The following is a 21,616-nucleotide window of genomic DNA, read 5'->3' as shown; positions in this document are numbered from 1 at the left end:
TGCTGACGGGCTTTTTCATGGCAGCGAACAGACACGCAGCACCCGTTTTATTCCCCGATAGCTCAGTCGGTAGAGCGCCGGACTGTTAATCCGTAGGTCCCTGGTTCGAGCCCAGGTCGGGGAGCCAAACATATCAACGCCCCAGGCTGAAAAGCCTGGGGCGTTGTGCTTTGTAGGCCGCTCGCGCGGCATCGCGCCCGCCGGCCGCTGACCCCATCCTTGGCTGCAAAGCCCATGACCCGCGCCTAAATAGCGCGCGGCATTCCGTACGTTCCACGCCAATGCGAAATCGGGCGGGAAACCACGCGATTCAAACCCGGGGCGGGGCATCGAGACATCGAAGGATGCCGGGCGCCCGAAACTTTTCTTTTCCCCGGATCGCAGGCGCGCAGCAGGCCGCCCCGCCCACCCGCCCTTCGGTCTTTTGGCGCACCCACCCCGCGCGCGGCGGCATGCTAGAGTCGTGCTCCCTCCGCAACCGTCACGCCCGCAGCCCATGAACATCCGTCGCCCCGCCCTGGCGCTTTGCGCCGCCCTCCTGCCGCTTACCGCCGCCCACGCCGAGGAAGTCGGCAGCGTCAACACCAATTTCCGCCTGACCGGCTCCGATCGCGTCGTGGTCGAGGCCTACGACGATCCGCTCGTCAACGGCGTGACCTGCTACGTGTCGCGCGCCCGCACGGGCGGCATCAAGGGCAGCCTCGGGATCGCCGAGGATCCGAGCGAGGCGTCGATCGCCTGCCGTCAGGTCGGCCCGATCCGCTTCACCGAGCCGCTCAAGCAGCAGACCGACGTGTTCAGCGAGCGCATGTCGTTCATCTTCAAGACCCTGCACGTGGTGCGGGTGGTCGACCGCAAGCGCAACACGCTCATCTACCTGACCTACAGCGACCGCATCGCGAGCGGCAGCCCGAAGAACAGCGTGACCGCGGTGCCCGTGCCCGAAGGCACGCCGATTCCGCTCAAGTAGGCGCGCCACCGCACCGGCCATGGTCCCGCCCCGCTCCCGCGACTCCGCGCGCTACTGGCGCACGCCGCTGTTGCCCGACGCGGATCTCGTCACGGCGCGCTACCGCGACCAGGCGTTCGCGCTGCACTGGCACGACGCCTACACGATCCCGGTCATCGAGGCGGGCGCCGAGCGCTACACCTGCCGCGGCGCCACGCACGTCGCCGTGCCCGGCACCGTGCCCGTGATCAATCCGGGTGAAGTCCACACCGGCTCGCGCGCGCACGACGACGGCTGGCGCTACCGCGTCGGCTACGTGCCGGTCGACTTCATCCACGATCTCGCGCGGACCCTCGCGGGCACGCCGCAGGATGCGCCGTGGTTCCGCCCCGACGTGATCCGCGACCTCGATCTCGCGCAACGCCTCCTGCATGCCTACCAGGCGCTCGAAGCCGGCGACGATCCGCTCGCGGCCGAGACGGCGATGCTCGACGCGTTCTCGACCTTGATCGTCCGCCATTCCGGCACCCATGCCCGCCCCCAGGCGCTCGCGCACGCCGAGCCGCGCGTCGACGCGATGCGCGAACGGCTCGCCGCCGACCTCGCCGATCCGGTCACGCTCGCGGAAGTCGCCCGCGCGGCCGGCCTGTCGCCGTTTCACGCGGCCCGGCTGTTCGTGCGCGAGACCGGCATGCCGCCCCACGCCTGGCGCAACCAGTTGCGCCTGCAGCGCGCGCTCGCGCCGCTGCGCGCGGGCGTGGCGGTCGCCGACGTCGCCGCCGCGAACGGCTTCACCGACCAGAGCCACTTCACGCGTCATTTCAGGCGCATGTTCGGCGTGCCGCCCGGCCGCTGGCGCCAGACCTGAGCCGCGGCAAGAACGTACAAGCCCGCGCGCCGCCGCGCCGCTAAGCTGACGGGATCCTGGAGGCACCAGCCGTTGAACCCGTTCCTTTCCGTTTCCCCGCCGCGCCGCCCGCGCGCCGAATTCGCCGCCGGCGTGCGCGCCACCCTGCCGATGCTCGTCGGCGCCGCTCCGTTCGGGGTGATCTTCGGCACGCTCGTGTCGACCGGGCCGCTCACGTGGTGGCACGGCGAACTGATGTCGCTCGTCGTGTACGCCGGCTCCGCGCAGTTCATCGCGCTCGGCCTCGTCGCCGGCGGCGCGGGCTTCGCGGTGGTGCTCGCAACCACCTTCATCGTCAACCTGCGCCACCTGCTCTACAGCGCGACGCTCGCGCCCCATGTCGCCCACCTGCCGCTGCGCTGGCGCGCGACGCTCGGCGCGCTCCTGACCGACGAGGCGTTCGCGGTCGCCCAGGCGCACTACCGCCAGGCCGCCCCCGGCACGCTCGGTCCGCATTACTTCTTCGGCTCCAGCCTCGCGATGTATCTGAACTGGCAGGTCTGGACCGCCGCCGGCCTGCTGTTCGGCGCGACCTTTCCCGGCCTGCGCACGCTCGGACTCGATTTCGCGATGGCGGCAACCTTCATCGCGATCGTCGTGCCGCAGCTCGCCGCCCCGCGCCAGCTCGCCGCCGCGCTCACGGCGGGCGTCCTCGCCTGCTGCTGGCTGGGCTGGCCGTACAAGCTCGGCCTGCTCGCCGCCGTGGCGGCCGGCGTCGCGGTCGGCGTCGCGCTGTCGCGCCGGGGCTCGGGCGCGCCCGAGCCGACCGAGGCCGCGTCATGAGCCTGCTGCTGCTGATCGTCGGCATGGCGCTCGTCACTTATGCGATCCGCGCGACGCTGTTCCTGTGCGGTGAGCGGCTGCGCTTTCCGCCGCCCCTGCGCACCGCGCTTGGCTTCGTGCCGGTCACCGTGCTCACCGCGATCGTCGCGCCGATGATGATCGCGCCGCACGGCGGCGCGCCCGAATTCACCTGGCGCAACCCGCAGCTCGTCGGCGGGCTCGTCGCCATCGCCGTGTCGGCCGCGACCCGCCGCCCGCTGCTGACGATCACGGTCAGCCTCGCGGCGTTCTTCCTCTGGCAAGGCATCGTGCTGCCGAACGCCTGGCCGCCGGCCTGATTCCGGTGCTCGGACCTCAAGGGCCCGGCCGGGGCCTCAAGTTTCCGGCTGCGCCGCCGTTAAGCGGGTGAGGCCCCGCCATCGGTCGCGCGGGGTCGACCTGTCGACGTCGGCGGGCGGGCGGCGAGACCTTCCGGCAAGCGCCGGCTGTCCGGCCCGAACAGCCAGCGCGGCTTCGCCCCACTGACGTCAGCGCGCCACCCAGCCGGCCGGCATCGAGCATCGAGAACCATGGGCCAGATCACCCTATCCATCAAGGACGACACCGTCGACTCCCTGCGCAAGGACTTCGAAGCGTTCCTGCGCGTGTCGCTCAAGCTCGACCCGCAATTCGCCACCCCGTCGTTCGAGGACTTCCTGCGCGCGAAGCTGCTCGACAACATGGTGCCGCTGACCGAGCACGCGGTGCAGCGCATGCTGCAAGGCGGCCAGTACGCGTGGGCGAAACGCACGCTCGACAAGGAATTCCCCGATGTCGTCGCGATCCTGATGCGGCAGGCCGGCGAATTCGGCTTCGGGTTCGCGTCGCGCTCCGAGTGGACCCCCGACGAGCTGGCGAAGGCGTGCCGCGACTGGGCCGCCGCGATCGTCTCCGAGGCGCAGGGCGAAGACACGCTCGTCGATCCGCTCGCCGCGCAGATCAAGGCGGCCGCGATCGACATCCAGACCCTCGAGGAGCGCATGCAGACGCCCGCGTGGCGGCTGGCGGAATCGCTGCGGCAGCGCGTCTACGAGGCGAAGCTCGCCTGCGAGATGAACGTCGGCAGCGCCGCGCGCGAAAAGCTCGGCGAACTGCGCGGCCTGCTGCGGCTCGGGCTCGCGCACGGCTCGTTCCAGAAGCAGGAAGCGCAGCAGATCATGGAATACCTGCGGCTCCTGAAACCCGAGATCTTCATCGACGAGCCTTACGACATCTTCTCGCGCGCCGCCGCATGGCTGCGCAGCGTCTTCATGGTCGCGACCCCGGTGCGGCCGAACGCGGGCCAGGCGCAGCAACAACAGCAGCAACAGCGGCGCCCGTAAACGCGCGGCCCCGGGATCCGGCCCTCCGCCGCGCGCGCGCTTTATCCCCGGCGCGGCGCGCGCTGGCTTATCATGCGGAGCCATTCTCCCGGCGCGCCGCGCCCGTTCCGCCATGCCCAACCTGGATTTCACCCTGACCGGCGACTTCGTCGAACTGCACAACCTGCTCAAGATCACCGGGCTCGCCGACAGCGGCGGCTCGGCGAAAGTGCTCGTCGCGTCGGGCGCGGTGAAGGTCGACGGCGCGGTCGAGCTGCGCAAGACCTGCAAGATCCGCGACGGCCAGGTGGTGCTGCTCGGCGACACGCGGATCGCGGTGCACGCGGGCTAGCGAGCCCCTGTCGGCGACATGGCCTTCGGCGCACCTGATCGACAGCGTCGGACGAAACCCGTAAGCTGACTGTCTCTCAAAAATAAACAAGCGTGCGGGCAAGTATCCGCGCGCGCGCTCATTCCATGTCGCCTCCTGCTTTCTCGCGGACGGCCGCCGCGCCGCCGTCGCTCACTCGTCACGCCTCCGACACCGCGCGCCTCGCCGCGCCGCTCGCCATCGCCCAACTGTCGCAGATGGCGATGAGCGTCACCGACACCGTGCTGCTCGGCTCGCTCGGCCCCGATTCGCTTGCCGCGGGCGGCCTCGGCGCCAATCTGTTCTTCGTGGTGGTCACGCTGATGCAGGGCGTGCTGACCTCGATCAGCGTGAGCGTCGCGCACGCGCGCGGCGCGAAGGCCGACCACGAGGTGCCGCACATCTACTGGACCGGCTTCGCGCTCGCCATGCTGCTCACGGTGCCGGCCTTCCTGCTGCTGTCGTTCGCGGAACCGATCCTGCTGATGTTCCACGAGCCGCCGCTGCTCGCGCGCAACGTCGGCGAATACGCGGGCGTGCTGCGCTTCGCCGCGCCCGGCAGCCTGATCGGCGTCGGGCTGATGCGCTCGTTCCTGCCCGCGATCGGTGCCGCGCGGCGCCTGCTGTGGGTGTCCGTCGTGTGCGTCGGCATCAATGCAGTGCTCAACTACGGGCTGATCCACGGCGCGTTCGGCCTGCCCCGTCTCGGCTTCCTCGGCTCCGCGACCGCCACCGCGATCACCATCTGGATCAGCGCCACCACGCTGCTCGTGCTGCTGCACGGCCGCCCCGCATTCCGCCACTTCGTCGCCCGCTCGCGGCCGAAGCTGCCGCTGATGGGCGAGCTGGTCGGCATCGGCTGGCCGGTCGCCATCACCTACGGCGTGGAATCCACGCTGTTTCTCGCGACGGGCCTCACGGTCGGCGTGCTCGGCGAATCGTCGCTGGCCGCCCATCAGATCGCGCTCAACGTCGCGTCGGTCGCGTTCATGGTGCCGCTCTCCATCGGCCAGGCCGCCAACGTGCGGGTCGGCTACTGGGTCGGCGCGGGGCAACCCCTCGCGGCCCGCCACGCGGGCTTCGTCGCGCTCGCGCTCGGGGTGGCGTTCATGTCGCTGTCGGGCCTCGTGCTGATCTTCGCGCCCCACGCGATCGTCGGCCTCTACCTGAGGCTCGACGATCCCGCCAACGCGCACACGGTCACGCTCGCGATGTCGCTGCTCGGCATCGCCGCGGTGTTCCAGATCGTCGACGGCATGCAGACGGTCGGCTCCGGCTGCCTGCGCGGGCTCAAGGACACCCGCGTGCCGATGCTCGCCGCGACCCTCGGCTACTGGGGCATCGGCTTTCCGACCGCCTACTGGTTCGCGTTCCATGCCGGCCTCGGCGTGCGCGGCCTGTGGTGGGGCCTGGCCGCCGGGCTCGCCAGCGTCGCGGTGCTGATGACCTGGCGCTTCCACCGCAAGAGCGCATCGCTGATGCCGCACTGATGCCGCACTGATGCCGCACTGATGCCGCACTGATGCCGCACTGATGCCGCACTGATGCCGCGCCGCGACGCGAAATCGCGCGCGGCGCTATGCTAGCTGTCTCAGGACGCCACCGCAGAAGCGGCGCCCGTTCCCCTTACATTTCCCGCCGCGCGCCGCGCGGCCTTCCTTCTTTCATTCTGATGGAGTGAATCATGAGCGAAGCAGTACGGATGGAACGCGACACCTTCGGCGAGATCGCCGTGCCCGACGCCCGGCTATGGGGCGCGCAGACGCAGCGGTCCTTGCAGAACTTCAAGATCTCGACCGAGAAGCAATCGCCCGAGCTGATCCACGCGCTCGCGCTGATCAAGCGCGCGGCGGCCACGGTCAATCTCGAACTGGGCGTTCTCGCCGAGGACAAGGCACACGCGATCGTGGCCGCGGCCGACGAGATCATCGCCGGCCGCCATCCCGACGAATTCCCGCTCGCGGTCTGGCAAACGGGCTCCGGCACGCAGACCAACATGAACCTGAACGAAGTGATCGCGAACCGCGCGAGCGAACTGCTCGGCGGCGTGCGCGGCGAGGCGCGCAAGGTGCATCCGAACGATGACGTGAATCGCGGGCAGTCGTCGAACGACGTGTTCCCGACCGCGATGCACATCGCGGCGGCGCGCGCGATCACGCAGCACCTGCTGCCCGCGCTGGCCGCGCTGCGCACGACGCTCGACGCGAAGGCGCGCGCCTTTGCCGGCATCGTGAAGATCGGGCGCACGCATCTGCAGGACGCGACGCCGCTCACGCTCGGCCAGGAGTTCTCGGGCTATGTCGCGCAGCTCGAACAGGGCATCCGTCACGTCGAAGCGACGCTGCCGCATCTGTACCAGCTCGCGCAAGGCGGCACGGCGGTCGGCACCGGCCTCAATGCGCATCCGAAGTTCGCGGCGGCCTTCGCGGCCGAGATCGCGACGCTCACCCACCTGCCCTTCGTGACCGCGCCGAACAAGTTCGAGGTGATGGCCGCGGCCGATGCGCTGGTGTTCGCGCACGGCGCGCTGAAGACGATCGCCGCGAGCCTGATGAAGATCGCCAACGACGTGCGCTGGCTCGCGAGCGGGCCGCGCTGCGGGCTCGGCGAGCTGTCGATTCCGGAGAACGAGCCGGGCAGCTCGATCATGCCGGGCAAGGTCAATCCGACCCAGTCCGAGGCCGTGACGATGCTGTGCTGCCAGGTGTTCGGCAACGACGTCGCGGTGAACTTCGGCGGCGCGAGCGGCAATTTCGAGCTGAACGTGTTCCGGCCGATGATCGCGCACAACGTATTGCAGTCGGTGCGCCTGCTCGCGGACGGCGCGCACAGCTTCAACGACCACTGCGCGCTCGGCATCGAGCCGAACCGCGCGCGGATCGACACGCTGCTCAATGAGTCGCTGATGCTCGTGACCGCGCTCAATCCGCACATCGGCTACGACAAGGCCGCGCAGATCGCGAAGAAGGCGCACAAGGAAGGCTCGACGCTGAAGGCCGCGGCGCTCGCGCTCGGCTATGTGACCGAGGCGCAGTTCGACGAGTGGGTGCGGCCCGGCGACATGGTCGGCGACGCCTGAGGCAGACGCGTCGCCCTGACGAACCGGGCGACGCATTCGATTTCGCCCGGGCGCGGCAACCGCCGCGCCCGGGCGTATTGATCAGACCATCAAACGTCGCCCTTCGCGACCTCTTCCGGCTTCAGCTCGATGATCTTGTCGAGCGCCGCGCGCACATCCATCGCGTACTTCGCCAGGCGCTTCTGCTCGTCGTTGGCGGGCACGAACGGCGGCACCGGCAGCGGGTTGCCGTTCTCGTCGACCGCGACGAACACGACGAGGCAGTCCGTGGTCTGGCGCAGCACGCCGCCCTTCGGATCGCCGGCATGCACCGAGACGTGAATGTGCATGCTGGTGCGGCCGGTCGCGACGACCCGCGCCTTCAGCTCGACCAGGTTGCCGACCAGGATCGGCCGCTGGAAACGGATATTGCCGACGCTCACGGTCACGCAATAACGGCTCGACCAGATGGCCGCGCAGGCATAGGCGGTCTCGTCGATCCACTTCATCAACGCGCCGCCGTGCACCTTGCCGCCGAAATTCACGGAAGTCGGCTCGGCCAGGAAACGAAAGACGGTCTCGGTACGATCGAGGGCGGCGGTGGGCATGCTGGGCATCTTGGCTCCGTTCTGCGGTTCAGCGGTGTTGCGGGGATGGCGCGATTATACGGCGCACTGCGACACGTTGCCGCGCGGCAAGCGCGGCCTGATTCGTCGAACCGAAGGGCGCAGCCGCCCCTCAGCCCGGCCCGGCATGCCGCCGCCCCGGCCATAACGGCACGCACAGCAGGTAAAACAACGCCCCCGCCAGCCAGCTCCATCCGTCCCATCCCCCGCTCGCCGCGTACAACGCGCTGAACGCGAGCGGCCCGCCCATCGCGGTGACGCCGTTCAGGCTCGCGAGCCGCCCGTGCAGCGCGCCCTGGCGCGCGGGCCCGGCGAGACGGCTCAGCAGCCCCTGCAGCGCAGGCGTGCCGACGCCGCCCAGCGCGAGGCACAGCATGCCGGGAATCAGTTGCGCGCCGCTCGACGCGAACGCCACCAGCAGATAGCCGAGCGCATCGACCACGATGCCGATCGCAAGCGTGCGCCGCTCGCCCCAGCGCGCCGCCAGCGGCCCGGCGACGCACGCCTGGACCTAGGCATGCAGCGAGCCGAATCCCGCGAGCGACAGCCCGACCATGCCCGGCGACCAGCCGAAGCGCTGCGCACAAAAGATCGCCCACAGCGTCGTCGGTATCTGCCCGACCCACTGCATCACGACATACACGCCGAGCCAGCGCCCGAACCCGTTGCCACGCAACGCGCCCTCGCCTTCCGCCGACGCGTCCTCGGCCGGCACGGCCTCGGCCGCCGCGGATCGCGCAGCGCGTGCGTGCTCGGGCAGCCAGCGCCACGCGGCCGCGCAGGCGAGGCCGTTCAGCAAGGCGGCCGCCGCGAACGGCGCCCGCAAGCCCTGGCTGCCCAGCAATCCACCCAACGCCGGCCCCGCGATCAACCCCGCGCCGTAGCACCCGCCCAATAGCCCGAAGTAACGCGCCCGCTCGCCGGGCGGCGCGGCGTCCGCGACGCACGCCCCCGCGACCGCGCCGGTCGCCCCCGTGACGCCCGCCACCGCGCGCGCGGCGTAAACCATCGCGAGTCCGCTCGCGCGCGCCGCGACCGCATAGTCGAGCGCGGCGCACGCCAGCGAGGCCAGCAGCACCGGCCGCCGGCCATGACGATCCGCGAGCCGCCCGAGCACAGGCGCGCAGACAGCCTGCAACGCAGCGTACAGCGCGATCAGCACGCCGTAGTGCCACGCGAGCGACGCCCCGCCCGCGCCCAGTTCGCGCAGCAGCCCGGGCAGCACCGGCATCACGCAGCCGATCCCGAGCGCATCGAGCCCCACCACCATGCCCGCCACCACCACCGCGCGCTTCATGCCATGTCCTCTCCGCTGATCGTCGGTTAATTTATCGATGATAAATTTTCTGGGCACTATAATTTATCACCGATAAATTCACAACGACGAGGATCCCGATCGTGGCGAAATTGCAGCGGGAACAGGTGATCGACGCCGCGCTGGCGCTTTTGGACGAAGTCGGCATGGACGGCTTGACGACCCGCCTGCTGGCCGAACGGCTGGGCGTGCAGCAACCGGCGCTCTACTGGCATTTCAACAGCAAGCGCGCGCTGCTCGACGCACTCGCGGACGCGCTCCTGAGCCGCCATCACACCTGCGCGATGCCGCGCGACGGCGACGACTGGCGCAGCTTCGTGGCCGACAACGCGCGCAGCTTCCGCGGCGCGCTGCTTGCCTGCCGCGACGGCGCGCGGGTCCATGCGGGCAGCACGCCGGACGCGCCGCACTTCGCGGCGGTGGAGGCGCAATTGCGCCTGCTCGGCGACGCCGGCTTCACGCCGGTCGCCGCCGCGCATGCGTTGTTGATGGTGAGCCAGTACGTCGTCGGGGCGGTGCTGGAACAGCAGAGCGCGGCGAGCGGCAAGGCCGGGCGCGCGCCGAACCGGGCCGAGCCGTCCGCGTTCCTGCGGCAGGCATTCGAAGCGGTCGTGCAGGCGGGACCGGACGCGCACTTCGAGCAGGGACTCGCGATCATCCTCGACGGACTCGCGCACCGGCTCGAACGCGCCTGACACGCGACGTCGCGCGTCAGTTGCGGATCGTGATGCCCTGGTCGAGGGTGCCGTACATCTCGATGCTGCCCGTGCCGGCGGAACCCGGCGCGCCGCCCTGCGCGCACCCGGCGCAGATCGCGGCGGCCAGCACGGCGGCAACGGCCCAAAGCGTCTTCATGGCGTGAGAAAAGGAAGGAAACCGGCGTCATTCTACGCGCCCCGCCTCATCCTCGACATTTCACGCCGGCCTGAAACATCGCATGCGCGATGCGCCTACACTGCACGCATCCCGTGCCAGGAACACCCCGATGCCGACCGATCCACACCCCCCCTTCCCCGGCCTGAGCCGCCTCGGCGCGCTGCTCGCCGACCCCGGCCGCGCCGCGATGCTGTGGTCGCTGATGGACGGCAGCGCGCGCCCCGCGGGCGAGCTGACGCTGATCGCCGGACTGTCGCCGTCGGCGGCGAGCGCGCATCTCGCGCGGCTCGCCGACGGCGGCCTGCTCGCGCTCGACGTGCGGGGCCGGCATCGCTACTACCGGATCGCGTCGCCCGACATCGCGGCCGCGCTCGAAGCGCTCGCCACCGTCGCGCATGCGGCCGCCATCGCGCCTGCCGCGCCGCGCGCCGCACGCACCGTTCCGCTCGAGATGCGCTATGCGCGCACCTGCTACGACCACATGGCAGGCGAACTCGCGGTCCAGGTGTACGAGCGCATGCTCGCGCGCGGCTGGCTCGCGCACGGCGCCGACGGGCTCGACGCCACCGCCGACGGCATCGCGGCACTGGCGCGCTGGGGCGTCGACGTCGCGGACCAGCGCAAGCGCCGGCGGCGTTTCGCCTGCCAGTGCCTCGATTGGAGCGAACGGCGCCCGCACCTGGGCGGCGCGCTCGGCGCCGCGCTGCTCGACAGCTTCCATGCGCAGGGCTGGATCGAGCGCGCGGGCAAGCCGCGCGTGCTGCGTGTCACGCCCCCGGGACAGCGCCATTTCGCACAGCTGCTTACGGACGTTTGACGATCATTTTTCGGGCGGATGACGAAATCGTCGGATAGACAAGTTTTGTTACAGCAGCGACGGATCGCTTAACAAAACAGGGGGCTCGGAAATACCGCCAGCGGATAGAGTGCAGGCATGCGGCGCGCGACCAGCGCCGTTGAACAAGAGACCACAATGAAAACGTCCGCCAGCCATCCTCCCGTTCTGCTCAAACGCATTGCCCGCTTCACGCTCGTCGCCGCGGCGCTCGCCGCACTGCCTCCCGCCTTCGCCCAGGTGCCCGACGCCGGCGCGCCGTATCCCGAGGCCCAGCAGCCGGGCGGCGATCCGCCCACCCGCGTCGCGCGGCTCGACTACCTCACCGGCGCGGTCACGACCGAGCCGGCCGGCGCGACCGACTGGTCGTACGCCGCCGTCAATCGACCGCTCACGACCGGCGACCAGGTGTGGAACGACACGGGCGCGCGCTCGGAGCTGCATATCGGCTCGACCGCCGTCCGGCTCGGCGATTCGACGAGCCTCGCGCTCCTCAATCTCGACGACGCCAACGCGCAGTTGAAGGTCGCGCTCGGCACGTTGTCGACGCACGTGCGCGAACTGCCGCCCGGCACCTCGTACGAGATCGACACGCCGAATCTCGCGCTCGCCGTCGGCGGCCCCGGCGACTACCGGGTCGACGTCGCGCCGAACGGCGCGAGCACGACGGTCACGGTGCGGCGCGGCAGCGCGACCGTGTACGGCGACGGCGGGCAGATGCCGGTGTCGGCGGGCCAGCAGATCGTCTTCAGCGGCACCAACCTGCAGGTCGCGGGCGAATACGCCGCCCCTGCGCCGGATCCGCTCGACCAGTGGGCCGCGAGCCGCGACGCGGCCGAGGACCGCTCGCTGTCCGCGCGCTACGTGTCGCGCGACATCCCCGGCTACCAGGATCTCGATGCGAACGGGAGCTGGCGCGACGACTCGCAGTACGGCGCGGTCTGGATCCCGAACGCGGTGCCCGCGGGCTGGGCGCCGTACCACACCGGCCACTGGATCTGGCAGGCGCCGTGGGGCTGGACCTGGGTCGACGACCAGCCGTGGGGCTTCGCGCCGTATCACTACGGCCGCTGGGCCTATCTCGGCAACGCCTGGGCGTGGGTGCCCGGCCCGATCGTCGCGGCCGCGCCGCCCTGCTACGCGCCGGCGCTCGTGGCCTTCGTCGGCGGCGGGGGCGGCGGCTTCAGCTGGAGCGTGGGTCTCGCGCTCGGCGGCGCGGTCGCCGCGGGCGTCGCGTGGTTCCCGCTCGGCCCGCACGAAGCCTGGCACCCGGGCTGGGGCGGCTGGAGTCCGCATTACTACCAGCGCGTCAACCAGACGGTCGTCAACAACATCACGATCAACAAGACCGTGAACGTCACCAACGTGACGAACATCACCAACATCAACAAGACCTTCATCAACTATCGCGCGCCGAACGCGGTGACGGCCGTGCCCGCGACCGCGTTCGTCCACGGGCAGCCGGTCGCGCGCTTCGCGCAGAAGGTCGACCCGCAGCAGTGGCGCAACGCGCAGGTGGGCGCGGGCGCGCCCGCGATCGCGCCGGTGCGCCAGAGCTTCAGCGGCAACCTGCGCAACGCCGCGTATCAGCCGCCCGCCGCCGCGCTGCAGCGCTCGATCGTCGCGACCCGCAACCCGGTCGTGCCGGCCGCCTACCACGACCAGCTCGCGCAGCATTTCGCGCAGAGCGGCGGCCAGGTGCCGGGCGCGGGCGCGCCCGTGATCCGCAGCGCGGCGCCGCCGAACTACGCCGCGCGCACGCGGCCCGAGGCAGGCGCGAGCGCACAGCCGACGCCGCGCAATGTCCAGCTCGTCAACACCCGCACGCCGGTGTTGCAACCGGGCCGCGGGCCGCAAGCCGCGCACGGCGAGTCCGAGCGCATGCCGCCGGCCGAGCCGCGCGCGAGCCAAGCGCCGCCGCGCGCCGGCCAGCCCGAAGCCGGCGTGCCGCGCCCGCCCGCCGCCGCGAACGAGGCGCGCAACGGCGAGCGCTTCCCCACGCCGCAACCCGCATGGACGCAGGCGCATCCGCCGATCGAGCAGCAGCGCGCGAACGGCGGGCCGAACGCACAATTGCCGCCGCGCTCGCCTGCTCAGAACGCCCTGCCGCCAATCCGCTCGCCGCGCGAAACCGAGCCGCACGCGCAGCCGGCCGAACCGCCGCGCAACGACTACCGCCCGCCGGAAGCGCCGCGCGCCGAGCCGCGCCCGGAATTCGCGCCGCCGCGCGAGGATTACCGGCCGCCCGTCAACGAAGCGCGCCCGCCTGCGCCCCGCGCCGAGCCGCGCCCGGCCGCGCCGCCCGCCCAGGCGCCGCACAACCCGCCGCCGCACGAAGCGCCGCCGCGCCAGGAACATCCGGAGCATCAAGAACACCCGGAACAGCACGGCAGCACGCATCACGACGAGCAGCGGCACGCCTGAACGGCGCGCGCCGATGCAAAAAGCCCGCTCGAAGCGGTAATGCCGTTCAGTTAAGGCCTGAACGGCATTTTCTTTTGGGGTTGGAGTTGTAAACGGCGGGCCAAGCTGTCAACGTTTGACGCGATGCTGACCGACCACCCGATCTTCATGCTGGATCGCAGCCGGACCGTCGACGGCATTTACCAGGAAATCTGGGGAGCGTTGATCGCCTACAACCTGATTCGCCGCGAAATGGCTTGCGCTGCCTTCGAGGCCAAGTGCGAACCGAGCGAACTCAGCTTCGTTCGCTCGCGCCATCTCATCCAGCACGAAATGATGTGGGCCGCACGTACGCCCGCCTTCGCCACGCTGCCCGCCGTTCTCAAGCGACTTCGCGAACACCTCACGCGGCTCATCAACGTAAAACGGCCCGATCGCAAATGCGATCGGGCCGTCAAGTCCCGTCCCGCTCGTTATCCCGCCCTCTTCCCAAGAAAGATCCCTAACTGAACGGCATCACGCTCGAAGCGGGCTTTTGGCTTGGGCGACGCGGCTTCAGACGGCCATCGGCGCGGTCAACGGCGCGTGGTGCCGGTAGTCGACGAGTGAAAAATCGGACGGCTCGATCTTTTCGAGCCATTCGGGCGCGTAAACGCCCGTCCGGGCGTAATCCGGCACGCGCGCGTCGATCGCGAGGCGCGGGCTCGGGAACGGTTCCCGCTGCAACTGCTGTTGCAGCATGTCGAGCTGATTCTCGTAGATGTGCGCGTCGCCGATGAAATACGTGAACCAGCGCGGCGTGTAGCCCGTGAGCCGGCCGACCAGCGACAGCAGCGCCGCGCCCTCGGTCAGGTTGAACGGCGTGCCGAGGCCGACGTCGTTGCTGCGGATGTACAGGCACAGCGAGATTTCGCGCTTCGCGACGTTCGGCAGGAACTGGTATAGCAGATGGCAAGCCGGCAGCGCGATCTCGTCGAGCGCAGCGGGATTCCAGCCATGAAACAGGATGCGCCGGCTCGACGGCTCGCGCATGATCGTGTCGAGGCATTCGCGCAGCTGGTCGATCGCCTTGTACAGCAGAACCTTGGGCGCGCCCTCATCGTCGAGGCGGGCGACGATCCGGTAGCCGCGCGCGAGCGCGTCGTCGATCTGCGCGCCGGCGCCCGCATCCAGCAGCTTGTAGCCGGGCCAGCGCCGCCATTGCACGCCGTACACGTCGCCGAGATCGTCGACGCCCGCGCGGTACGGATTCGCGAGCCACGCCGCATTCTCGTTCGCGTTCGCATCCCAGACCTTGCAGCCGAGCGCGCGGAACTCGGCCGCGCTGCGCGTCGCGCGCAGGAAGCCGACCAGCTCGCCGATCGCCGACTTGAACGCGAGCTTCTTGGTCGTCACCGCCGGGAAACCGTCCTGCAGATCGAAGCGCAGCATCGCGCCCGGCATGCTGATGGTGCGGATGCCGGTGCGGTTGTCCTGCCAGGTGCCGGTGTCGAGGATGGTGCGGACGAGATCGAGATACTGTTTCATGCGGGTTCCTTCGGCCGGGAAACGGCCGTACCCGCCGATTTTAACAAGCCTCGCGCCCGCTCACCCCGACAGCGGCGCCGACAGCCCATCCGGCTCCTCGCGCGCGCGCATGCCGTAGGCGCACAGCAGCCGATACAGCGTCACGCGCGACACGCCCAGCTCGCGCGCCGCATCGGCGAACCGGCCGCGATGCCGCAGCAGCGCGAGCTCGATCGCGCGACGCTCGGCGACCTCGCGGGCCTCGACGAGCGACACCGGCGCCAGCGCGACGTGCCCGTCCAGCTCGAGATCGGTGGCGGTGATCATGCGTCCCTCGGACATCACGATCGCGCGCCGCACCCGGTTGATCAGCTCGCGCACGTTGCCGGGCCAGCCGTAGTTGTGGAGCGCGGCGATCGCGCACGGCGAGAAGCCGCGCAGACGCCGGTGCGCATCGCCCTTGAAACGTTCGAGCATGTGCCGCGCGAGCACCTCGATGTCCTTGCCGCGCTCGCGCAGCGGCGGCTCGTGGATCTTCAGCACGCACAGCCGGTGGTACAGGTCCTCGCGGAAGCGGCCCTCGCGCAGCGCGGCCTGCATGTCGACGTGGGTCGCGCAGATCACCCGCACGTCGACCGGCAGCGACACGTGCCCGCCGAGGCGTTCGATCTTGCTCTCCTGCAGGAAGCGCAGCAGGCTCGCCTGGCTTTCGAGCGGCAGGTCGCCGATCTCGTCGAGAAACAAGGTGCCGCCGTGGGCCGCCTCGACCCGGCCGATTTTGCGCTGGTTCGCGCCGGTGAACGCGCCGCGCTCGTAGCCGAACAGTTCGGACTGCAGCAGCGTCGGCGGAATCGCGCCGCAGTTGAGCGCAATGAACGGTGCCTCGGCGCGGGACGAACGTTCGTGAATCGCGACCGCGGTCAGTTCCTTGCCGGTGCCGGATTCGCCGGAGATGAACACCGGCGCGTCGGTCGCGGCCACCTTGCGGATCGTCTTGAACAACGCGAGCATCGCGTCGCAGGTGCCGACCATCTCGCCTTCGCGCTGGCCGCCCGCCGGCTGCGCGAGCCCGTCCGTGAGCGTGACCATCCCGTACGCGTGGCCGATCGACTCGACGATCCGCTCGCCTTCGTACGGCACCGTCACGTAGTCGAAGCAATAGTCGCGCACGAGACGCCGCAGTCCGGCGTCCTGCAATTGTCCGCGCTGGGTCGCGGCGATCCAGCCGACATGGGGCACGGTCAGGCAGGATTCGAGGTCGGCGAGATCGCTCGGCTTCAGGCCCGCGCTCAGATCGAGCAGGCCGCCCGCGGCGGTCGCATGAGCAGCCGCGCGGCGCATCTCGCGCATCGACCCGACGCATTCGACGCGCCACCCGCGCGCATCGAAGCAATGCCGCAGATCCGTGCTCGGATCCCGCGAAAAATAGATCAGATGTCTGTCCGTCACGCCTTTCTCCCACCCGATTCGTCTAGTCACGACGCGCCCCCCGGCATGCCCGGGCGCCCGGTCAAATCGGCCTGGTACAGGCTCGATCCGCCATTTCACAGCTTAGGAACGACGTTCCCCGTAAAACGGCGCTTTTTATATGCAAAGGGCCGTTCAAAATCTTGGCCCTTTTCAATCTCGTTGATTTATTCAGCGAAGCTTACTTTTACGCGTTGCGCATGGCAAATACATTAAAACCATCATTGCCGATCAGCAACGCCTCTCCAGGCCTTCGTCCCAGCCCCATTCATCTGCTGATATTCCGAAAGACTGTCATTTTCAATTCGATTTTCATTCGTCTGGCTTCAGTGTTGTCGGTAGTCGGTCTTTTGTGAATCAGCAGTACTCCCAAGCCCCTCGTTTCAACGCTGAAACATTTTTCCGCGATTGCGGCCGCGACGCCGCGCACCTCATCACGCGAATCACGCTGCGACAACGGATTGCGCGCGATGGCACGCATTTCGCTCAATGACCCGCACACCGGAGACATGCCATGCGACACGCATTCCGTTCCTGCCGACTCCCGCTCATCGCCGCGCTCGCCGCCGCGCTGCTGCCGCTCGCCGCACTGGCGCAGGAGGCGGATGAAACCGCCCCGCCCGACACGACGTTCCTGACCTTCGTCACCGACGCTGCGTGGATGAAGCATTCCACTCAGCTCGACGAGGACACGCTCGACCTGCAACGCGGCCGCGCGACCGGCATGTTGATGGTGGCGGCCGCCCCGCAACTGCTCGTCACGAGCGGCAGCGGCGGCAACGGCGGCAACGGCGTGACGCTGTGGGACGAGATCGCCCCGCCGACCCCGTTGCCGATCCCGGTCGACGCGCAGCGCGCGATGCAAAGCAACAACGCGAGCTACACCCGCAAGTAAGTGAAATGTGAATGTATGCCGCGCGGCGGCCTCAAGCTCCGCCCCGCACGACGCAACCAAGGAACCGACATGACCGCCCTGCTCCATCTGTTGCCGTTGCCGCTGTCGCGCCGCGCGTTGTGCGCCGCGCTCGTCGGCTTCGCGGCGGCCGGCGCCCTCGCGCAGCAAGTCGAGAATCCCGGCGACATCATCGTCGAGCGCGACGTGACGCCGCGCATCGCCTACCGGCCCGTGCCGGTCGACCAGGATCCCGTGCTGGTGCGCGCCACGACCTTCCCGGCCAATACCTTCGATCCGATGATGGCGACCCTCGTGTCCGACACCGACCTGACCAACGCGCACGGCTCGAGCGGACTCGCGCCCAACGGGCTGATCGGCGGCACCGCCGGCATCGCGGCCGTCACGCAGATTCTCAACGGCGACCTGGTCGGCACCAGCGTCGCGCGCAACCCGAACGGCATGACCGTGCCGACGGGCGGCATCGGCGGAATGATCTCGAACTCGGTCACGAGCGCCGTGGCGCCGATCACGAGCGCGCTGGGAGGCATTCGATGAACGCCCGGCCCATCGCCCGCCGCGCGCGCGCGCAAACCGCGCCCTGGCTGTTCCTGAGCAGCGCCGCGCTGGCGCTCGCACTGAGCGGCTTCGCGCACGCCGTGCATGCGCAGGCGTTGCCCTACGTGACCGGCGCAGCATCGATCAGCCCTGGCGCAGCGACCAACGTGACCGGCGTACTGACGGTGAATGAAACGGCGGGCCTCGACAACGTCCAGGCCAATCAGCTGGTGATCAGTGGAGCGGGAGGCGCGGCAAGCGCGACTTCCGAACAGCTCGCGTACGCCGTCGCCCATACGGGCAACGCGACGGCTGGCATCGCGGGCAATGCGTTCTCGAATGTGTCTGGCGTGCTGATGGTGAATCAGAGCGCGGGCACAGCCAATCTTCAGCGCAACAGCGCGGCAGTCGGCGTGCTGGGCGCGGGAGTGGAGACCGTGTCGGATACCGAATTATCCGAGGCGGCCCCCAGAAGCGGAAACCTGGGACGACCGACGGGGGGCCAGGACATGCGCGAAGTGTCGATTAGCGGCGACGCTTTCAAGCATATCAGCGGCATCGTACAAGTCAACCAGACGGCCGGAGCCGGTAATGCCACGGCCAACAGTTTTGTGCTCCGTCCCCCGGCGGGCACTCTTTTTTAACTAAGCCACATCCGTATCGGAGCGTATTATGAAGCGCACAGTCATTGCAGCGGCGGTTCTCGCGTCGGCGGCCAGCTCCGCGTTCGCGTTCCCGCCCAATCCCTACCTGTTCAACGTAACGGGGGTAGTGGAAACGGTTGGCATCTTCGGCTGGGTTGAGCTGTTTGGTTGCGTCAGCGTATCCAGTACCGCAGGTGCCGTCATCAACAACACGCAGTCGGTCACGCTGTCGCACGTCTCGCTCGACCCGCTCTATCAGAGCTACACGAAGGGCAAGGTCACGACGTCCGTCAACAACACCTATTCGTCGGTGACGGATACGGGCGGCGCGTTCTTCACGGCCGGTCAGTCGCAATCGCTCAGCGAATCCGAAAGCATGCACGCGCATTCGGCATCGTCGACCAGCTCGAACGCCTGGATCGTGGGCGGCTCGTACTACAACGCGAACGCGCATCAAAGCTCGTCGCTCAATGCATCGGCGAGCGCGCACCAGTCGGCCAACAGCGGCGGCTCCGCGTTCATCGCGGGCGGCGCCGGCTATGCGGCAGGCACCTACAACGCCGCCAACATCACCGGCTACGCGATCCCGCTGCCCTTCGGCTTCACCGCCGGCGGCAGCGTCTCGACTGCGTCCGCCGGCTACATCGTCGGTGCGGCCGGGGCGATCTGGGGCGAAAACACCTATGCGAACCAGTCGGCGAGCCTGCACGAGCACGAGTCGCAAAGTGCGAGCCTGACCGAGTCGCAATTCGGTGCGGCGTGGGAAGCCAGCCACAGCCAGACCTCGTCGAGCACGTCGGCCAGCGAATCGCTGCATGAACACGAAAGCGCGTCGCTCACCGCCTACGCCCTCTGGGCCTTCAGCAACACGCTCGACTCGGTCAACGTATCGACCACGGGCAGCGTGACGCAGTACGTCAACACGGAAGTCGCCAGCACGCTGACCGCGACGACCGGCACGGCCGCTGCCACGGGCGTAACCGGCAATCTCGGCGTGAACATCGCCGAAGGCGTCGACAACGCGCAAAGCAACGACGTGGCGCTCGCCTCGGTGGATGTCGGCAACGTGTTCGGCAACGCGCAGATCTTCAGCAACCAAACGTCGTCGGGTTCCGCCCGGATCAACGACTTCCACCTGAACGCCTCGATCGGTGACGGCTCGCTCGCCGCCGTGTCGGGCAACGTCGGGGTGAACGTCGCGTCGGGCGTCGGCAACGTCCAGAACAACAGCCTCGCCGGCTCGGTGACGACGGTCGATCCGACCATGGCGAAGACGGTTGCGATGGTCGCGACGGACGACAACTCGCAAATGGCGTCGGCGCAGGTCAGCGGTCGGTTTGACGGCACCGCCTCACTGGGCGCGAACACGCTCACGGGCGCAACCGGCAACATCGGCGTGAACATCGCCGGTGGTGCGGGCAACCTCCAACACAACGGTCTTGCCATCGCTGCGTTGAACAACGGTCATTGACCGAAGCAGGGGAACGCGGGCCGGGAGGCATTCATCCCGGCCCGCGTGCAGGAGATCAGTATGTCCGGGGAAAACTGGCTGTCGCCTAGGCACCTCGCCGTGGCGTTCGCCGGCTGCGCGCTCTGCGCGGCCGCGTTCGCGCAGGCGAGCATTGATGCGTTTACGCTCACCGGCGTGCCGCTCACGAAGACGGTGCGCTCGATGCGCGATCTGCGCTATCGCGACATCGTCAACCAGAAGTTCGATTTCAGCTGCGGCTCCGCCGCGCTCGCGACGCTGCTCAAGTACGGCTACGACATCGACATCCCGGAACCGGAGATGATCCGCCGGATGATGGCCTTCTCGACGCCCGACACCGTGGTCAAGCACGGCTTCTCGATGCTCGACATGAAGAAATTCGTCGAGACGCTGGGGCTGCGCGGACGCGGCTTCCGGGTCGGCATCGACGCGCTCTACCACTTGCAGATTCCCGTCCTCGTGCTGATGAACATCGACGGCTACGAGCATTTCGTGATCGTCAAGCACGCGGAGAACGGCCGGATTTTCCTCGCCGACCCCGCGCTCGGCAATCGCATCGTGCTCGAACAGGATTTCGCCAAAAGCTGGAACGGCCTCGTTTTCGCCGTGCTCGGCAAACCCTTCAAGGAGGACTCTCCGCTCTTGCAGAACAACGAATCGTTGGCGCTCAAGCTACGCGAGCAGGCACTCAGCACCGGCTCTGCCACGATTCCCTTCGTTGAATTCGGCTTGATCAAGGCAGATCTTTTCTGACCATCATGAAACGCTACCTCCCGCCGCTTTGCCTCGCGTGGTGCGCGACCGCGTGCGGCTTCGCGAGCAGCGCCATCGCAGCCGAAAGCGCGCCCCCCGCGCTGTCCCTTCCATTCGCCCAGGACACTGAGCCCGACGCCCTGCCCCTGCAGGACGTCGGTGACGACGTGCTCGCACAACAGACCGGCAAGTATGCCGACTCCTCGATGATTTCCGGGTTCGTTCTGAACCTGCTTTCTCAATGGCAGTTGCCGAACGGCGCGCTGGCCGTCGCGCAAGGCTCGCTGTCGGTCGCGGCCAACGCCGCGAACCACTTGTCCGCCCAGGTCTCGACGCTCGCCAAGGTGATCGGCGGCGCGGGCCCGAGCGGCGCGACGCCGAACGCGGTCGCCGCGGGCGGCCAGTCGATCTCGGTCAACGGCATCTCGCAGGTCACGCAAGTGGCCGGCAGCTACAACGGCGGCACCAACACCGCGCTGATCGACTTCAATTCGGGCGATCCGCAGGTGACGATGCTGCCCGGCGCGAGCGCGTCGTCCAGCGCCTTCGCCAGCAACGCGACCGGCACGATCAAAGCCGGCATCACCTTCGGCAACGGTGGCATCGCGCTCGCCCTGCAGACGCCTGCGGGACTCGCGCAACAGACCATCACGCCGAGCAACACCCAACAAGCGGGCGCCATCGCCCAGCTGTTGCAAATCGCGGGCAACTCACAAAACGCGAGCAACCAACTGCAGTTGCAACTGCAGACCCAGCAGATGTCGGCGTCCACGCTGAGACAGATGGGGATTCTTCAAGCGCTGCAAAACAGCGTCATGACAAGGAGATAACGCGGCTCGCAAACC

The 21,616-nt window shown here is 68.9% G+C and carries 21 protein-coding genes, 1 tRNA gene and 2 pseudogenes; 19 read left to right on the top strand and 5 right to left on the bottom strand.

From position 1 onward, the window contains the following. The first annotated feature begins 51 nt into the window (after positions 1-51). The 9 genes from Bsp3421_RS17570 (at position 52) to fumC (ending at position 7,428) form a co-directional block, all read left to right on the top strand. A tRNA-Asn gene (locus Bsp3421_RS17570) sits at positions 52-127 on the top strand. Between the two features lie 369 nt (positions 128-496). Further along, the gene (locus Bsp3421_RS17565) at positions 497-970 is read left to right on the top strand and encodes a CreA family protein (RefSeq protein WP_274001963.1); all 474 of its coding nucleotides are present in this window, start codon (positions 497-499) and stop codon (positions 968-970) included. Between the two features lie 19 nt (positions 971-989). Beyond that, complete coding sequence (locus Bsp3421_RS17560) at positions 990-1,817, top strand: AraC family transcriptional regulator (RefSeq protein WP_274001960.1); 828 nt, start codon at positions 990-992, stop codon at positions 1,815-1,817. 72 nt (positions 1,818-1,889) lie between these two features. Next, the gene (locus tag Bsp3421_RS17555) at positions 1,890-2,639 is read left to right on the top strand and encodes an AzlC family ABC transporter permease (protein ID WP_274001959.1); all 750 of its coding nucleotides are present in this window, start codon (positions 1,890-1,892) and stop codon (positions 2,637-2,639) included. After that, the gene (locus Bsp3421_RS17550; protein WP_274001957.1) at positions 2,636-2,977 is read left to right on the top strand and encodes an AzlD domain-containing protein; all 342 of its coding nucleotides are present in this window, start codon (positions 2,636-2,638) and stop codon (positions 2,975-2,977) included. The genes Bsp3421_RS17555 and Bsp3421_RS17550 overlap by 4 nt, the downstream gene beginning before the upstream one ends. Positions 2,978-3,208: 231 nt before the next feature. Continuing rightward, the gene (locus tag Bsp3421_RS17545; protein WP_274001955.1) at positions 3,209-4,000 is read left to right on the top strand and encodes a DUF4088 family protein; all 792 of its coding nucleotides are present in this window, start codon (positions 3,209-3,211) and stop codon (positions 3,998-4,000) included. A 112-nt stretch (positions 4,001-4,112) separates the two neighbouring features. After that, a complete protein-coding gene (locus Bsp3421_RS17540; RefSeq protein WP_252983175.1) occupies positions 4,113-4,331 on the top strand; it encodes an RNA-binding S4 domain-containing protein in 219 nt (72 codons plus the stop codon). Between the two features lie 125 nt (positions 4,332-4,456). After that, positions 4,457-5,839, top strand: coding sequence for an MATE family efflux transporter (locus Bsp3421_RS17535; RefSeq protein ID WP_274001953.1), 1,383 nt, complete (start codon positions 4,457-4,459; stop codon positions 5,837-5,839). A 194-nt stretch (positions 5,840-6,033) separates the two neighbouring features. Then, positions 6,034-7,428 carry a class II fumarate hydratase gene (gene fumC / locus Bsp3421_RS17530; protein ID WP_274001952.1) on the top strand — a complete coding sequence of 465 codons (1,395 nt, stop codon included), beginning with the start codon at positions 6,034-6,036 and terminating at the stop codon, positions 7,426-7,428. Between the two features lie 89 nt (positions 7,429-7,517). On the opposite strand, the gene Bsp3421_RS17525 is transcribed toward fumC, so the two are convergent. After that, positions 7,518-8,024, bottom strand: a complete 507-nt coding sequence (locus Bsp3421_RS17525) for an acyl-CoA thioesterase (RefSeq protein WP_274001951.1) — start codon at positions 8,022-8,024, stop codon at positions 7,518-7,520. Positions 8,025-8,145: 121 nt separating this feature from the next. Next, positions 8,146-9,330: pseudogene (locus tag Bsp3421_RS17520) on the bottom strand (TCR/Tet family MFS transporter). Positions 9,331-9,431: 101 nt separating this feature from the next. On the opposite strand from Bsp3421_RS17520, the gene tetR reads away from it, so the two are divergent. After that, positions 9,432-10,043 (top strand): tetracycline resistance transcriptional repressor TetR, encoded by a 612-nt coding sequence (tetR, locus tag Bsp3421_RS17515; protein ID WP_274001949.1) that lies wholly within the window; start codon positions 9,432-9,434, stop codon positions 10,041-10,043. A 16-nt stretch (positions 10,044-10,059) separates the two neighbouring features. Here tetR and Bsp3421_RS17510 read toward each other — a convergent pair whose 3' ends face one another. Next, positions 10,060-10,203, bottom strand: coding sequence for a hypothetical protein (locus Bsp3421_RS17510; protein ID WP_274001948.1), 144 nt, complete (start codon positions 10,201-10,203; stop codon positions 10,060-10,062). A 130-nt stretch (positions 10,204-10,333) separates the two neighbouring features. Here Bsp3421_RS17510 and Bsp3421_RS17505 point away from each other — a divergent pair, with 130 nt between their 5' ends. From Bsp3421_RS17505 to Bsp3421_RS17495, 3 genes and pseudogenes are all read left to right on the top strand, one after another. Next, positions 10,334-11,041, top strand: a complete 708-nt coding sequence (locus Bsp3421_RS17505) for an ArsR/SmtB family transcription factor (protein ID WP_274001945.1) — start codon at positions 10,334-10,336, stop codon at positions 11,039-11,041. 156 nt (positions 11,042-11,197) lie between these two features. Further along, positions 11,198-13,483 (top strand): DUF6600 domain-containing protein, encoded by a 2,286-nt coding sequence (locus Bsp3421_RS17500; protein ID WP_274001943.1) that lies wholly within the window; start codon positions 11,198-11,200, stop codon positions 13,481-13,483. 156 nt (positions 13,484-13,639) lie between these two features. After that, positions 13,640-13,972, top strand: a pseudogene (locus Bsp3421_RS17495) (IS4 family transposase); the annotation flags it as partial. A 45-nt stretch (positions 13,973-14,017) separates the two neighbouring features. Here the strand turns inward: Bsp3421_RS17495 and Bsp3421_RS17490 are convergent. Together Bsp3421_RS17490 and Bsp3421_RS17485 are read right to left on the bottom strand one after the other, a co-directional pair. Further along, on the bottom strand, positions 14,018-14,989 hold the full coding sequence (locus Bsp3421_RS17490; protein WP_274001942.1) for a thymidylate synthase: 972 nt from the start codon (positions 14,987-14,989) through the stop codon (positions 14,018-14,020). 60 nt (positions 14,990-15,049) lie between these two features. Then, on the bottom strand, positions 15,050-16,417 hold the full coding sequence (locus tag Bsp3421_RS17485; RefSeq protein ID WP_274001941.1) for a sigma-54 dependent transcriptional regulator: 1,368 nt from the start codon (positions 16,415-16,417) through the stop codon (positions 15,050-15,052). A 532-nt stretch (positions 16,418-16,949) separates the two neighbouring features. Between Bsp3421_RS17485 and Bsp3421_RS17480 the strand changes: the two genes are divergently transcribed. From Bsp3421_RS17480 to Bsp3421_RS17455, 6 genes are all read left to right on the top strand, one after another. After that, positions 16,950-17,330, top strand: coding sequence for a hypothetical protein (locus tag Bsp3421_RS17480; protein ID WP_274001939.1), 381 nt, complete (start codon positions 16,950-16,952; stop codon positions 17,328-17,330). A gap of 69 nt (positions 17,331-17,399) precedes the next feature. Continuing rightward, entirely contained in the window at positions 17,400-17,885 is a 486-nt protein-coding gene (locus Bsp3421_RS17475) for a hypothetical protein (RefSeq protein ID WP_274001937.1), read from the top strand. Next, positions 17,882-18,529: a hypothetical protein gene (locus tag Bsp3421_RS17470; protein ID WP_274001935.1), complete on the top strand. Its 648-nt coding sequence runs from the start codon at positions 17,882-17,884 to the stop codon at positions 18,527-18,529. The genes Bsp3421_RS17475 and Bsp3421_RS17470 overlap by 4 nt, the downstream gene beginning before the upstream one ends. A 28-nt stretch (positions 18,530-18,557) precedes the next feature. Further along, complete coding sequence (locus tag Bsp3421_RS17465; RefSeq protein WP_274001934.1) at positions 18,558-20,000, top strand: cell wall anchor protein; 1,443 nt, start codon at positions 18,558-18,560, stop codon at positions 19,998-20,000. Between the two features lie 60 nt (positions 20,001-20,060). Further along, positions 20,061-20,771, top strand: coding sequence for a C39 family peptidase (locus Bsp3421_RS17460; protein ID WP_274001933.1), 711 nt, complete (start codon positions 20,061-20,063; stop codon positions 20,769-20,771). A 5-nt stretch (positions 20,772-20,776) separates the two neighbouring features. After that, positions 20,777-21,601, top strand: coding sequence for a peptidase C39 (locus Bsp3421_RS17455; protein ID WP_274001931.1), 825 nt, complete (start codon positions 20,777-20,779; stop codon positions 21,599-21,601). Positions 21,602-21,616: the final 15 nt, after the last annotated feature.

This window comes from Burkholderia sp. FERM BP-3421, from assembly GCF_028657905.1.
Lineage (GTDB): Bacteria > Pseudomonadota > Gammaproteobacteria > Burkholderiales > Burkholderiaceae > Burkholderia.
This window is presented reverse-complemented; position numbering and strand designations above follow the sequence as displayed.